Origin of the sequence: Bacillus spizizenii TU-B-10 (assembly GCF_000227465.1) — a bacterium.
GTDB classification, from domain to species: Bacteria; Bacillota; Bacilli; order Bacillales; family Bacillaceae; genus Bacillus; species Bacillus spizizenii.
The window spans coordinates 627,973-641,155 of record NC_016047.1 but is presented as its reverse complement, the minus strand read 5'-3'; the positions used below and the strand labels follow the sequence as shown (position 1 = coordinate 641,155).

The window sequence follows — 13,183 nt, the reverse complement described above, 5'->3', positions numbered from 1 at the left end:
GTGTATCAAAAACCGAAAAAAACACATAAAAAAAGACAGCTGTGCTGCACGTCTTTATTCATTTTTCAAAAGAAGATTTCTGGCTGTTTTCAAACACACATCGCGCAAAAAAAGAAGCCGGATGTCCAGCTTCTTTTTTTTGATCTCTTAGGACAGCTGTCCAAGAATATAGGTCAGATCATCTTTTCTCGATGTCGTATACATTTTCAGCGAATTTGATATTTCTTCTACCGATTGGCCTTTTTTCAAATGGGAGCGGATATCGGGCACGTTGAGTCCATCTGTATGTATAATGAACCTTGAACCCTTTTCATAGGTGGCTGTGTGCGTTTTGTATTTTTGCGGCTTGCCTGATAAATAGCCTGAAATCGGCAGAGGATAAAAGCTTTCACCAGAGGGGGAATGCAGAATAAAACGTACGTTTCCGACAGAGCAGTACGTAAACTGCCTTTGTTCAAAATTGATTTTCAAAATAGATGCTGTAGCGCCTCTTTTGTTTTTCATCGCCTGATTACAGCGTTCGATAATGCTTTGTACATCTTCATTTGCATAGTTTTCCACTAAGTCTTTGATGGCTGCAGAAGATTCGTTGGCAAGCGATCCGCTTCCAAGTCCGTCAGCTACCGCACAAATTAACTCCTTATCATCAGCTTTCATAAAAAAGCTGTCGCCGCAAATCGATTTTCCTTCTTTATTCAGTTGGTATACAAGAGTTTGAATATGCTCGTTTTCTTCAACCTGGATCATTACATTAACTCCATCGAGGGATCTTCAATCAAGGCCTCTCTGAGCTTCTTCACAGCTTTGCGCTGCAGACGCGAGACGTGCATTTGAGATATACCGAGAATGTCCCCAGTTTCTTTTTGGCTTTTGTTTTGAATATACGTAAGGTCTATGATTTGTTTTTCACGGTCAGAAAGGACGTGAAGCACGCTTTGCAGCATCATTTGCTGGTTGACCCGCTCATATCCGTCCTCCTGTGATCCGACGATATCAAGAATCGTGACGGTGCTTCCGTCCGCATCCGCTTCAATGCTGTGGTCAACGGATAAGGCTTGATAGCTTTTGCCCATTTCCATCGTTTCAAGAACCTCTTCTTCTGAAACATCGAGGAATTCGGCAATCTCTTCTACTTTCGGTGACCTTTGTGTTTCAGTCGTCAGCTGATCAACCGCCATTTTGATTCGTGGACCCAGTTCTTTAATCCGTCTTGGCACATGAACGCTCCACGTTTTATCTCTGAGGAAACGTTTAATTTCACCGATGATTGTCGGAATGGCAAAAGCTTCAAACGATTTGCCGACGACAGGATCGTATCGCTTAATCGCGCCGAGAAGCCCGATCATGCCGACCTGACGGAGATCCTCGTGAAAACTTTTGCCTTTTGAATATTTTTTCGCAAGCATATCAACAAGATTTGTATACACCTGCACAAGCGTTTCTTGCGCCTGTTCATCTTGATTCGTTTGGTAATCGCTTATGAGCCGATCGACTTCATCCTTAGTTAGTTTCGTAGTTTTTGATGGTTGTGTCATGATCAACTCGCTCCCCATTTAAATACTTTGTCATCGCTACGGTGACGCCGGAGTGGTTTTGCACTCTGACTTCATCCATGAGCGTTTCCATTAAATATAGACCGAGCCCTCCTTCTGATAATTGATCAACTGTGTGCGAAGGTGTGTACGGCCCTAGATCCTGCTGCTTTTGATCGAAATCAAAGCTGTCTCCTTCATCCGCCACAATGACCTCTAAACGGTCTTCGAACACACCGAATCGGATTGACACTTCCCCATTTTTATCTTCTTTGTAAGCGTGCTGAACTGCATTTGTACACGCTTCACTGACTGCGATTTTCAGATCTTCAATTTCATCGTACGTATAGCCCATTCTGCTCGCGACGCCTGACAGTGTCAGCCTTATAATCCCTACATATTCAGGTTGGGCCGGCACTTTCATTTCGATGTAATCTGCGTTATTCTTCATTGCACTCCACCTTCTGACTTTGCAGAAATATCAATGATGTCCTTCAAGCCTGTAATGTCAAACAGACGGATCAGCCGCTCAGAAAGATTTTCAAGTTTCAGCGAACCACCTTGTTTTTTGACTGTTTTAAAGATGCCTACAAAAACGCCGAGTCCGGTACTGTCCATGTAGCTGACATCTTTCAGGCAAATTCTTAAATCAGCGCCTTGTTCTGCCAGAGGAACGAGCTTCTCTCTGAGCACCGGAGCTGAATATACATCTATTTCTCCTGCAATGTTTACTTGTATATCATTCTCGTTTTGCTTCACATCAACATTTATATTCATTCGTATCACCTCAAATTTTCCTTCAAATCACTAATTGTCTTATACCCCCGGCTGGCTGATGCTAAACCTTTCTTCGCAAAACAATTAACGTAAAATCATCATGAAGCTGAAAGTCCTGCAATTTGAGGAGGCTGTCATAAATGTTTTTGACCATTTCCTGCGCGGAGGAACACATATGTTCCTCAATAAGCTTTTGCAGATCAGGGCGCTCCAAGAAACCGTTTTCCGTTCTGCATTCTGTGACGCCGTCAGAAAATAAAACAATCATATCGCCCTTATCAAGATGCTGATCGAATTGTTTGTAGTCATAATCCTGTGAGATGCCGAGAACGAGTCCTTTAGCCTCTAAATCGTAAAAGGTGTTGTCTTTTTGAGAATAATAGAATCCCGGTTCATGTCCCGCTGAAGCATATGTAAATTGATGTTTGTCCATATTGTAATTTGCATAAAACATCGTTATAAACATACTGGCATCAACGTTTTGTTCAACAACCCGGTTTAAATTTTTCAGCACCTGAGAAGGATGAATGCCCGTTTCCGGCAAAGAGTCCATCGCATATTTGATCATGGACATACAAAGAGCCGCCGGAATGCCTTTTCCGATCACATCCGCGATTGCGATATTAATGGAATCCTTGTCTTTGACAAAGTGGTAATAATCACCGCTCATCTGTTTAGCGGGCACACTGATGGCGCCGATATCCAGCGCTTCTTCCTGCGGAATCTTTGTTCCGAGCAGCGTCTGCTGGACATTTGCCGCGATTTCAATTTCTGATTTGATTTCCTGCTGTATCCCCCTGAGGGTTTGATGCTCCTGATAAGCCATTCCATATCCAATCATGACTTCTATTAAAAAATCCAGCGAATGAAAAACATCTTCCGGGAGACTCGGATACAGCTCCTTCAGCACTTTTCGGTGAATGCTGATGATTTCTTCCGGAGGAATTTGATGCTCGATTGTTTTTCGGCTGAATTTTTGGGCTTGATATAAAGATGTTTCTGTTAATTCGGCTATATATCGACTAAGCAGCTGATGATACCGCTGCTCAATAACCTCCCTAAAATCCACTTTCTTACCTCCTACCGAAGCCATTTAATGGCTTGTATCTCTGTTCCTTCCCCCGCTACGGAATTTAAACTGAATTCATCCATCAGCCTTTTCACGCCGGGAAGTCCCGCCCCGAGTCCGCCAGACGTTGAAAATCCGTCTTCCATGACCTTGCGGATATCAGGAATTCCCGGTCCTTGGTCTTCCGCTATGATTTTCAGGCCCTTTTTTCCTCTGTCAGAGACCTGTTCAATTCCAATCTGGCCTTTACCGGCATATAAATAAATGTTCCTGGCTAATTCTGAAATAGCCGTTGTAATTCTAGCCTGGTCTACCGTGCCGAAACCCAGTTCTTTTGCAACGTTTCGTCCCAGTTGTCTGGCGGCCACAATATCCCATTCTGTCATGATCTTTACACAGGATTGGTCGTTCATTCGCTATTCCCCCAATTCCCGCTTCAATGTCTCAAGCCCCTGCTCTAAGTCGAGCGCGGTTTCAATTTCCTCAAGTGCGATTCCGAGTTCAATCAGCGTAACTGCCACAGCAGGCTGAATTCCCGTTAAAACCACTTTTGCGCCCATTAGTTTAGACATCGTGATCACGTCGCCCAGCACTTTAGCGATAAAGGAATCAATCATGTCCACAGATGTCAGGTCAATGACAACTCCGTTAGCGCCTGTTTCGTATATTTTATTTAATAAGTCTTCTTGAAAGGTTAATGCAGTTTGGTCATCGAGTTCCCATTGAATGGACACTAATAAGCAATTATACAGTTTCAAGATCGGGATTTTCGGATGTCTCAAAATGTTATTCCCCCAATGAAACAATTTTTCGATCTGTCATTTCCAAAGCCGTTTGAATTCCTTTTTGCAGGGTATTCTTAGTTATAACTTGGGATAAATCGATCCCCAGGTTAACGATGGTCTGAGCAATTTCCGGACGGATTCCGGCGAGCAGGCATTTCGCTCCGACAAGCCTTACCGCTTCAGACGCTTGAATAATATGATGGGCAACCATCGTATCAACGACCGGCACGCCCGTAATATCGATTAACACGACTTGAGACCGATGTTTGACGACGCCGTTAAGAAGATTTTCCATAATTCGTTTAGCACGTTCGGTATCAATTGTTCCGACAAGCGGCATCACGGTAATGTTTTCAAACACCGGAATGAGCGGAGCTGATAACTCCTGCAGCGCGATTTTTTGCAGGGATACTGTTTTCTCCCATGAGATTGAGTATTGGTTAAAGATTTCTGTATTAATCGGACTGAAAAAGCGGTCGATCTGCCAGATTAATTCCGTACTCTCTTGATCTGGCAATCTCTTATCGTTCATTTTCGTGTAGAGACGCTTCCAGAATTCAGCCAGCGCCGTAGCCAAAAACTTCAAAGAAAGCCCTATTTGGACGGCTCTAAGCGCCAGTTCGCTAATTTGGCTTTCAGCAGCGCTGTCATCCTTAACAGATGAGAGAAGAATGTCGATATACTCTTTAGATATATTTTCATACACTTGGTCAGTCAGCTGATATGATTCTTGTTCGCTTAATTCTTTTAGTGTGTCAGTCCACAGTTGGAGCAGTTCATTTTGATTCTCGGCAATGAACTGGTATACAGTCTGATTCGACATCAAATTCGCTTACCTCCCAATAAAAAACAACATATTTTTTTACGTTATTTCACTATTATATCGTTTATGTTTTTTGAAAACAAAAAAAGTTGCTCTATTTGAGCAACCTGCACATATGTCTAAAAATCAATGAGTGCCAAACTGATTTGTAAGGCTTCATCAACCTTATCCATCATTTCATCATCCAGATGAGTAATCTTATCCGTTAACCTTTGCTTGTCAATCGTCCGAATTTGCTCCAGCAAAATAACGGAATCTCTTTCAAAACCGTAGCGTTTTGCATCGATTTCGACGTGGGTTGGTAATTTCGCTTTCTGTATTTGTGCTGTTATGGCTGCAACAATAGCAGTTGGGCTGAAGCGATTTCCGATGTCATTTTGGATCACTAAAACCGGGCGCACCCCGCCTTGCTCTGAGCCAACAACAGGAGATAAATCAGCAAAATAAACATCGCCGCGTTTCACAATCAAATGATTATCCTCCGCTGACTAAGCGCTCAACTGTCGTTTCAGCCTCGCACTCCGCAAAGTGAGCCTCAGAAGAAATATTCAGGTTGATTTTCGCCATTTCCATATAGCCGCGTCTCATCAAATCACGGTTGTGACGAGTTGTTCGTTCGCTGACATACGCTCTCACTGCTTGTGATATCAGTTCGTTTCTGCTTCGTTTCTCCCGCATCGCTACACCATCCAATTCAGCTACTAGGTTTTCGGGCAAGCTGATTTTCATTTCGGTTCTTGCGCTGGATTCAGACAAAAAACATACACCTCCACCAAACTTACGGATACGACTCTTTTATCCATCCAGTGATAATGATACCATTATTCACTCTGCAAGCAAAGCTGTTTTATGAATTCTCCATTGAGATGAGCTATTTGCTTGTATTTTCCTGCAATAAAGGATTTCTTACTTCCATTATACTCCCATTTTCCAAAAACATACGGGGAACACGGGAACTAATTGTACAAGACACCTCGTAGTTGATGGTTTCGAGCCTGCCTGCAATCTCATCCATGGAAATGTATTCATCCCCTTGCCGGCCTATTAATGTGACTTTTGTGCCTGGCGGATATTCTTGATCCAGCTCCACCATAAATTGGTCCATGCAGATTCGGCCCGCTATTTTCAGCCGCTTTCCCTTCACAAGAATTTCGGTTCCTTTCAATTTTCGAAGCCAGCCGTCCGCATAGCCGACAGGCACCGTCCCGATCCATGTGTCTTTTTCCGCTGTGTATTCCGCTCCATAGCTGACGCTCTCGCCTTTTCTGATCAATTTGACATGAGACAGCGTCGAATGCAGGGTGAATGCAGGGCGCAGCTCAAACGGTATTTCATCCGTAATGTCGGCTGACGGACGGAGGCCGTACATGCCGATGCCGAATCTGACCGCGTTAAAAAAGCCTTTTTTCAGGCGAAGGCCGGCGGCGCTGTTCGCGCAGTGCACCATCATTTTCTTTAGCGGGAGCGGAGCAATCAGTTCTTTAAAGCGCTCAAACTGCTTAAAAAAATAGCCTCTTTCTTTTTCATCCGCTGTCGCAAAATGGGTAAATACCCCTTTGCATTTTAAACGGGGGTTGCGGTCAAGAATCGCCATCACGTGATGTACTTCTTCTTCTGTTTTTACGCCCAGCCTGTTCATCCCCGTATCGACCTTCAAATGAAAATGAAGAGAACCTTTTTTCATGTGGCGGGCGGCTTCCTGAAGCCATTCAACAGAATAACCTGTTAATGTCAGGTCATATTCAGCTGCGATTTCCGCATACTCCGGGGGAACCGCGCCGAGTACCAATATAGGCGCCTTCAAGCCCTTCTTGCGCAGCGAAATCGCTTCATCCAGAATGGCCACAGCCAAGCATGAAGCACCTGCGTCAAGAGCCGCCTTCGCTGTTTCCGCGTCACCATGCCCGTATGCGTTCGCTTTTACAACTGCCATCAGATGGACATGTTCGCCGATATGTTCTTTCATATTGCTGACATTTTCTTTTATCGCGGACAAGTCGATTTCCGCCCACGTATCTCTGTAAAAAGGTTTTGTGCTCATTATGACACTTCCTAGCTTTTATTCAATATCATTTACATATCATACTAAAATTAAAGGACAAAGGGAAACGATGCCTAACGAAAAAAAGGCCAAATCATGTTTGGCCTTCGGCGGTTATTTAGATGATTGTCCCTGCATGCTTTTCGCGACTGTCACCATTTCCTCTTTAGAAAGATCTTTAGAGGAGAGAAGGTAATCTACACCGTCATAGGTCCATGATAATGATGCATCCGACAAGGCGCCGATCGTGTAGCCGAGATTTACCGGTTCGCCGTTCATCGTAACTGAAGAAGAAGCTTTGGCAATCTGGGCTTTTTCCTGAATTAAGGTAAATGACTTTTCTCCTCCGTAGGTCATGATGATCCGCTTCCCGTCTTCAGTAGAAATATCTTTTTCTTCAAGCAGCTTTACGCCTAGCGGCAGTTCTAGCGGCGTTTTTACCGCGAACGTATCGGATGGCTTCGCGCTTGTGGCGACATCCATTTGGGAAAGAGTCATATTTTTCTTTTCGTCAAATGATTCTTTGTCGAATTGTTTATTAAATTCAAAGCTGCTGAATTCTACTTTCACCATGACTTTGCGGTCTGTATCCATGACTTTGACAGATGACGGGCTCATATCTTTTTTGTTAAACGTGATTTCTTGCGTTGGCAGCATTTTGTTATGCTGATAGTTCGTTTTTGTTTCGAATACGTATTTCTTTTCTTTGGCAGTAAAAACGGCATCCGAATCGTTTTGAACATCCTTTACGAGCGATTCAAACAAGTAGACCTGGCTGCTGTTGTTCGGCCAGTCGCTTTGAAACCTGAAGCTCTTATTTAAAGACGGCGTGAGAACAAATACTCCGTTTTCGTTTCGTAAAATGACTTGATTTTGGTCCTTTTTCGGATTTTCTAAATAAACCCTGTACAGAGACGGCTTTTTGTGCCAGATTTCCACATTGTATACTTGAGGCTCACTCCCTGTCTCGATGGTCATTTTTGCTTTTGCTTTGTACGAGGTGTATTCTTTCGCCTTTTCATCTAAACCGGTCACAATATCTTGCTGCGTTTTTTGCCCGCAGGCAGAAAGAATAAGGACAGCAAGCAGTCCCGTTAAAAGCAAAACAAAGCTTTTTCTCACCTTTTTCAACCCCTTTTTCTCAATTGATGTAAAAGGAAGAAATCGCTTGTTTGACTTTAACGGTACGCTCGGTACACGTTAGGCAGAACGGATGCGTACCATAAAAGCCTCAAACAACTTGTCTCCCTTAATGCACTATCAAATATATGAGCGGGGTTTCCCTAATATGCAGACTAGCTTGACAACCTTTCAATGACAACCTGCGCGGCTGCGTATTCCTTTGTATGAGTGATCGATACGTGAACGGCGGCCTGACTCAACTTCGCACAAATGATGTAAGGCTTGCCATTTTGGTCTTTCTTAATTTCAATGTCCTGAAAACTGAGCTGCTTCCCTATACCAGTGCCATATGCTTTCGAGAATGCTTCTTTTGCCGCAAATCTGCCCGCGAGAAATTCGATTTTTCTTTTCTCTGAAAGCTCATGATATTGGTCAAGCTCGCTTCGAGTTAAAATCCTTCCAGCAAATCTTTTTTGACGTCCAGCCATAGAAGCGATCCGTTTAAGCTCTGTGATGTCTAGTCCAATGCCGTAAATCATGTGTGATAACCTCCTTTGCGTACGTACTATTTGAAAGGTTTGTCTCATAAACGTGTTACTATAGAAATACCAAAATGAAGAAAAGGGGCTCGGAATGTTTATACGGACCGAAAATTTTCAAACGTTTATCAGGCTTTATCCCATTGTCACCTTTATATTGGCCTTGCAAGCTGTTCTCTGGCTGTTTTTTTCACTTCCTGTCCATTCAGTCGTGTTATGGAGAGATGCGGTCACAGGCTATAATTTAGGCGTCGCAAACGGTGAATGGTGGCGGCTGATCACTCCCGTTTTGCTGCACGCCGGTTTTACCCATCTGCTGTTCAATTCCATGTCCATCTTTTTATTTGCCCCGGCTTTGGAACGCATGCTGGGAAAAGCGCGTTTCCTTCTTGTGTACGCTGGCTCCGGCATCATCGGCAATATCGGCACATATGTTACAGAGCCGCTTGATTACGTGCATGTTGGGGCTTCCGGCGCGATTTTCGGGCTGTTCGGCGTGTACCTGTTTATGGTTCTTTTTCGCAAAGAACTGATCGGGCAAGAGCATTCCAAAATGATTCTCACACTGCTCGCATTTGCCGTTCTCATGTCGTTTATCAACTCCAATATTAACATGATGGCCCATCTGTTTGGACTTTGCGGCGGGTTTCTTCTCTCGTTTTTATGTGTGCAAAAAAAAGAGCGGCGGTATTAACCGTCCGCTTTTTCATATGAATACCAATTTAAAATGAAGTCTGCATCCTCTTCACCTACATCCCTCACCGTTAATTCTTCCATATGGCTTGATGATTTTACCGAGGTAGAAATGGTATACAGGCGGCCTTTCTTTTGAAAATAGGATTGGCTGAACTTGCAAACCTGCATTCGCCTATTCAACACAATCGCGGTGGTTCTGCCGATAAATCTTGAGGTCAGCTGAAGCCGGTCCTCGTTAATCGTCCATGCTGTATCCTTAAATGCGAGGTAGCCGAAGATCAATTCAATCGGCAGCAGGATGATCGACAGATAGCCCCATGGCTGAAAAAAGATACATAATGGGATAATCAAAAAGAGTGAAAAAATGACGGAACGGAACAGATATCGTTTCAACGCGCGCCGCGGCAGGCGGCGGACGTTTTCTTCCAGCGTATATTCCGGCGTAAATGTCCGGAGCATGTGCGGAAGCTTTTTTTTATGAATCATCGGAAAAAGAATGGTCAAAGCGCCCTCTTCTTTTTCCCGGTCGCCTCCGCCCGCGCTGACGATGGACACCGTCACAAAGCCGAAAAGCTGGCGGATGATGTTTTCTTTTATTTTAATGGCTTGTATTTTTCGAAGCGGGATCGTGACTTGATGTTTTTCAATAATTCCCCTTGAAATCACCAATTCCTGCTCTTTTTTTATGATTTGAAAGTTCGCGTATTTAAACATCATACCGGCGATGCTGAACACCCAGGCGATAAATAAACCAATAAAAATGAGTACCGCATAAATGCCGATGCTCGCGTGCTGAAGGAAGGAAAATTTATCAAAAAACCAATCCATCGGCAGCACTTCGTCAAGCTGGGTAAAAAGCGCAAATACAGCGGAGATAATCACTCCGATTCCCCCAGATGTAGAAGCGGCCATGAGCAACTCTTTCACGTTCATCCGATAGTGCTCTTGCGGCTCAACGGCCGGAATGAACTCCTGCTCAGCTTCAAGCCATTCTTCCTCTTGTTCGCTTTCGTGCCTTTGCGCTTTTTTCTTAAAGACGGCTTCCTTGATGCGTTCGGCTTCTTCAACAGAAATAGCAGAAAGAACGGCTTCCGCCTCCTTGCCTCCGCCTGCCGTTTCAATTTGCAGCTTCACAAGCTTAAAGATTTGCTGGACCACGCCCGCGCTCGTATTCATCGTTTGAATCCGATCGATCGATATGTATCGCTTTTTCGTAACAAACAAGCCTTCTTCGATTCTGAATTCATCATCTTCAATTCGATAGGTAAACCTTCTCCATTTGATGATGCTTGCGGCTATAAGCCAGATGAACAGCACACCGAGCGCAATGGCTCCGTAAAAACGGACAGTATTGTTCGAATTGACGATATACACAAAAAAGAATGGCAGAATGATATTTTTTATCGTTTGAATAATGGTATGGCATAAATTCAAAATGACTGCCGCCGGGTGCAGGCGTTTCGGTTCAGACATCATCGTCAGTCACCCTTGCCAGACGGGAAATGGAGTCTCTCAGCCGATCCGCTTCCTCCATCGCCAAAGCGGGGATCGAGTGAACGGTCGCGGCCGTGGAAATTTTTACGGTTGCCAGGTTGTATTTTTTCAATAACGGACCTTGTGACGTATCGACGTGCTGAACTCTGACCATCGGGACAATCACACGCGTCACCACAAAAATACCTGACTGAATATCTATTTCATGTTCATGGACTTCATAGCGCCACACTTTATGACGGATCTTTGGAATGATAAAGACCGTCACAACCGAACCTAGCAGCCAAGCAGCGCCGAGCCCGCCGCTGATCCAGTACGGCCAATGAAAATAATAGCTTAATACCGCAACTGCTATGACGATAAGCAAGCAAACAGCGGATATGATGATCTCTTGAAGTCGCCAAACCTTTAATCCGTCTGGACTGATTTGGTTTTTTGGCTGGTCTCTCAAAATACCTACCTCCCGATTTTTCGTCGTTACTTATACGTCTCTTATACAGAAAGGTTTCATTCTTAAGCATACAGAGAAAAATGGCATCCGTCAGCTGAAAGTTTGCTGAATAGCCAATCGCGAACATAAAAAAGCCCAAAACGTCATGTTTTGGGCTTTCAATCGATAGAATTAGTAAGATTTTTTCTGGCGTCTGTCACCTGAAGAACGGCGATCGTTTGAACGCTTTTTGTCATAGGAAGAACGGTTGTTGTTTTTCCCTTTTCCGCCGCGGTAGCCGCCGCCTTGTCCGTCTCTGCGTTTAGAAGTGCGCTGGTTCTTGTAGCGTTTGCTGACCATCGGCGCTTCGTCTGTTAAGCGAACTGGTGTGTTGTCCGGCTCTTTTGTAGACATTTTGATAGCAGCCGCAACCACTGTTACTGCATCATGATCTTCAAGCAGCTCAGCTGCCGCTGTCATGTAGAAGTTTAGGTTGTTTTCACTGATTGCCGTGCGAAGACGTTCAACAGTAACCTGCTGCTGGCCTTCTAACGCTTCATCAAGTGTAGGCTCCTTCATGCGGTCCATTTTGCGTTTTGTTGTTTGTTCAATTGCGCGAAGCATGCTTTTCTCACGCGGTGTAATAAACGTCATCGCCATACCTGTTTTTCCTGCACGGCCAGTTCTTCCGATACGGTGAACATAGCTTTCAGGATCTTGAGGCACGTCGAAGTTGTACACGTGTGTGACGCCTGAGATATCAAGTCCGCGAGCGGCAACATCAGTTGCAACAAGAACTTCGATTGCACCTTCTTTAAATTTACGAAGCGCAACCATACGTTTTGCCTGCGTTAAGTCACCGTGAATTCCTTCAGCCGCATATCCGCGAAGGTTCAGGGCTTCAGCCAGCTCATCGACACGGCGTTTTGTACGTCCGAATACGATCGCAAGCTCAGGAGACTGAATGTCAAGAAGGCGAGTCAGTGTATCGAATTTTTTGCGTTCTTGCACTTCCAAATAGAACTGCTGAATGTTAGAAACCGTCATTTCTTTTGCTTTTACTTTTACGTGTTCCGGCTCAGTCATAAAACGCTCTGCAATGCGTTTGATCGGCGCTGGCATTGTAGCAGAGAACAGAAGTGTCTGATGCTCGCTCGGCACGTTTGAAAGAATAGATTCAATGTCGTCAATGAATCCCATGTTCAGCATTTCATCCGCTTCATCCATTACAACAGTGTTTACATTGTTTAAACGAATTGTGCGGCGGTTGATGTGGTCAAGAAGACGTCCAGGTGTTCCGACAATAATATTCGGATTCTTCTTTAACGCCCGGATTTGCCGTCCAATATCCTGTCCGCCGTAAATAGGAAGAACCTTCGCACGTTTATCTTGTCCGATTTTATATAATTCTTCAGATACTTGAATGGCTAATTCACGGGTTGGCGCGATTACGATTGCTTGAATATTAGGAGACTCGGGGTTAATTTTTTCAACAAGGGGTATACCAAACGCAGCTGTTTTACCTGTACCTGTTTGCGCTTGTCCAATGACGTCTTTATTTGAAAGTCCGAGCGGTATCGTTTGTGCCTGAATCGGTGTTGCTTCTTCAAATCCCATACGATTAATTGCTTTCATGAGATCAGAACTTAAATTAAAATCTTGAAACGTTATAGTCAAATTATTCAAACTCCTTCTAATTGCTGTTTCAGTAATGTCGTGATTTACCACTTATAAAACTGCCCTTTAGACAAAAAGGACAGGATCCATCCGTATACAAAGCCCGAATTACTTTAAGTTTTATCTTACCATTACACTAGTTGTTTTTCAATAAGATGAGAAGCAGATCGGCTTCTCGAATATGCCGGCTGCTTCTCC

At 44.1% G+C, this 13,183-nt stretch carries 17 protein-coding genes; 1 reads left to right on the top strand and 16 read right to left on the bottom strand.

The window, feature by feature from the left end; translation table 11 throughout:
• Positions 1 to 147: 147 nt before the first annotated feature.
• The 13 genes from rsbX to acpS all read right to left on the bottom strand — a co-directional run bounded on the left by rsbX (position 148) and on the right by acpS (position 8,688).
• Positions 148 to 747, bottom strand: coding sequence for a phosphoserine phosphatase RsbX (gene rsbX / locus GYO_RS24980; protein WP_014112736.1), 600 nt, complete (start codon positions 745 to 747; stop codon positions 148 to 150).
• Entirely contained in the window at positions 747 to 1,535 is a 789-nt protein-coding gene (sigB, locus tag GYO_RS24975) for an RNA polymerase sigma factor SigB (protein ID WP_003240361.1), read from the bottom strand. Before sigB ends, rsbX begins: the two co-directional genes overlap by 1 nt.
• Complete coding sequence (rsbW, locus tag GYO_RS24970) at positions 1,501 to 1,983, bottom strand: anti-sigma B factor RsbW (protein ID WP_003234299.1); 483 nt, start codon at positions 1,981 to 1,983, stop codon at positions 1,501 to 1,503. Before rsbW ends, sigB begins: the two co-directional genes overlap by 35 nt.
• Positions 1,980 to 2,309 carry an anti-sigma factor antagonist RsbV gene (gene rsbV / locus GYO_RS24965; protein WP_014112735.1) on the bottom strand — a complete coding sequence of 110 codons (330 nt, stop codon included), beginning with the start codon at positions 2,307 to 2,309 and terminating at the stop codon, positions 1,980 to 1,982. Before rsbV ends, rsbW begins: the two co-directional genes overlap by 4 nt.
• Before the next feature lie 61 nt (positions 2,310 to 2,370).
• Complete coding sequence (gene rsbU / locus GYO_RS24960; protein ID WP_014112734.1) at positions 2,371 to 3,378, bottom strand: phosphoserine phosphatase RsbU; 1,008 nt, start codon at positions 3,376 to 3,378, stop codon at positions 2,371 to 2,373.
• 11 nt (positions 3,379 to 3,389) lie between these two features.
• The gene (gene rsbT, locus GYO_RS24955; RefSeq protein ID WP_014112733.1) at positions 3,390 to 3,791 is read right to left on the bottom strand and encodes a serine/threonine-protein kinase RsbT; all 402 of its coding nucleotides are present in this window, start codon (positions 3,789 to 3,791) and stop codon (positions 3,390 to 3,392) included.
• A gap of 3 nt (positions 3,792 to 3,794) precedes the next feature.
• Positions 3,795 to 4,160: an RsbT antagonist protein RsbS gene (gene rsbS / locus GYO_RS24950; protein ID WP_003225190.1), complete on the bottom strand. Its 366-nt coding sequence runs from the start codon at positions 4,158 to 4,160 to the stop codon at positions 3,795 to 3,797.
• A 4-nt stretch (positions 4,161 to 4,164) separates the two neighbouring features.
• Entirely contained in the window at positions 4,165 to 4,989 is an 825-nt protein-coding gene (gene rsbRA / locus GYO_RS24945) for an RsbT co-antagonist protein RsbRA (protein ID WP_003240350.1), read from the bottom strand.
• A 116-nt stretch (positions 4,990 to 5,105) separates the two neighbouring features.
• Complete coding sequence (gene ndoA / locus GYO_RS24940) at positions 5,106 to 5,456, bottom strand: type II toxin-antitoxin system endoribonuclease NdoA (protein ID WP_003156187.1); 351 nt, start codon at positions 5,454 to 5,456, stop codon at positions 5,106 to 5,108.
• Between the two features lie 4 nt (positions 5,457 to 5,460).
• Positions 5,461 to 5,742, bottom strand: a complete 282-nt coding sequence (gene endB, locus GYO_RS24935) for a type II toxin-antitoxin system antitoxin EndoAI (RefSeq protein WP_003225183.1) — start codon at positions 5,740 to 5,742, stop codon at positions 5,461 to 5,463.
• A 115-nt stretch (positions 5,743 to 5,857) separates the two neighbouring features.
• Positions 5,858 to 7,027, bottom strand: a complete 1,170-nt coding sequence (gene alr, locus GYO_RS24930; protein ID WP_014112731.1) for an alanine racemase — start codon at positions 7,025 to 7,027, stop codon at positions 5,858 to 5,860.
• Between the two features lie 114 nt (positions 7,028 to 7,141).
• Entirely contained in the window at positions 7,142 to 8,158 is a 1,017-nt protein-coding gene (locus GYO_RS24925) for a LolA family protein (RefSeq protein WP_072181690.1), read from the bottom strand.
• A gap of 164 nt (positions 8,159 to 8,322) precedes the next feature.
• Positions 8,323 to 8,688, bottom strand: a complete 366-nt coding sequence (acpS, locus tag GYO_RS24920; protein WP_014112730.1) for a holo-ACP synthase — start codon at positions 8,686 to 8,688, stop codon at positions 8,323 to 8,325.
• A 94-nt stretch (positions 8,689 to 8,782) separates the two neighbouring features.
• Between acpS and GYO_RS24915 the strand changes: the two genes are divergently transcribed.
• Positions 8,783 to 9,382, top strand: a complete 600-nt coding sequence (locus GYO_RS24915; protein WP_003225175.1) for a rhomboid family intramembrane serine protease — start codon at positions 8,783 to 8,785, stop codon at positions 9,380 to 9,382.
• On the opposite strand, the gene GYO_RS24910 is transcribed toward GYO_RS24915, so the two are convergent.
• The 3 genes from GYO_RS24910 to cshA form a co-directional block, all read right to left on the bottom strand.
• A complete protein-coding gene (locus GYO_RS24910; RefSeq protein WP_041520861.1) occupies positions 9,379 to 10,860 on the bottom strand; it encodes a PH domain-containing protein in 1,482 nt (493 codons plus the stop codon). The genes GYO_RS24915 and GYO_RS24910 overlap by 4 nt on opposite strands.
• Positions 10,850 to 11,329 carry a PH domain-containing protein gene (locus tag GYO_RS24905; RefSeq protein ID WP_014112728.1) on the bottom strand — a complete coding sequence of 160 codons (480 nt, stop codon included), beginning with the start codon at positions 11,327 to 11,329 and terminating at the stop codon, positions 10,850 to 10,852. The genes GYO_RS24910 and GYO_RS24905 overlap by 11 nt, the downstream gene beginning before the upstream one ends.
• A 171-nt stretch (positions 11,330 to 11,500) precedes the next feature.
• On the bottom strand, positions 11,501 to 12,985 hold the full coding sequence (gene cshA / locus GYO_RS24900) for a degradosome RNA helicase CshA (RefSeq protein ID WP_014112727.1): 1,485 nt from the start codon (positions 12,983 to 12,985) through the stop codon (positions 11,501 to 11,503).
• Positions 12,986 to 13,183 lie beyond the last annotated feature (198 nt).

Excerpts from the sequence above, each read along its gene's own strand:
- GYO_RS24915 (WP_003225175.1), top strand. The coding sequence starts at position 8,783 with ATGTTTATACGGACCGAAAATTTTCAAACGTTTATCAGGCTTTATCCC.
- rsbW (WP_003234299.1), bottom strand. The coding sequence starts at position 1,983 with ATGAAGAATAACGCAGATTACATCGAAATGAAAGTGCCGGCCCAACCT.
- GYO_RS24910 (WP_041520861.1), bottom strand. The coding sequence starts at position 10,860 with ATGATGTCTGAACCGAAACGCCTGCACCCGGCGGCAGTCATTTTGAAT.
- alr (WP_014112731.1), bottom strand. The coding sequence starts at position 7,027 with ATGAGCACAAAACCTTTTTACAGAGATACGTGGGCGGAAATCGACTTG.
- sigB (WP_003240361.1), bottom strand. The coding sequence starts at position 1,535 with ATGACACAACCATCAAAAACTACGAAACTAACTAAGGATGAAGTCGAT.
- acpS (WP_014112730.1), bottom strand. The coding sequence starts at position 8,688 with ATGATTTACGGCATTGGACTAGACATCACAGAGCTTAAACGGATCGCT.
- rsbX (WP_014112736.1), bottom strand. The coding sequence starts at position 747 with ATGATCCAGGTTGAAGAAAACGAGCATATTCAAACTCTTGTATACCAA.
- rsbV (WP_014112735.1), bottom strand. The coding sequence starts at position 2,309 with ATGAATATAAATGTTGATGTGAAGCAAAACGAGAATGATATACAAGTA.
- rsbT (WP_014112733.1), bottom strand. The coding sequence starts at position 3,791 with ATGAACGACCAATCCTGTGTAAAGATCATGACAGAATGGGATATTGTG.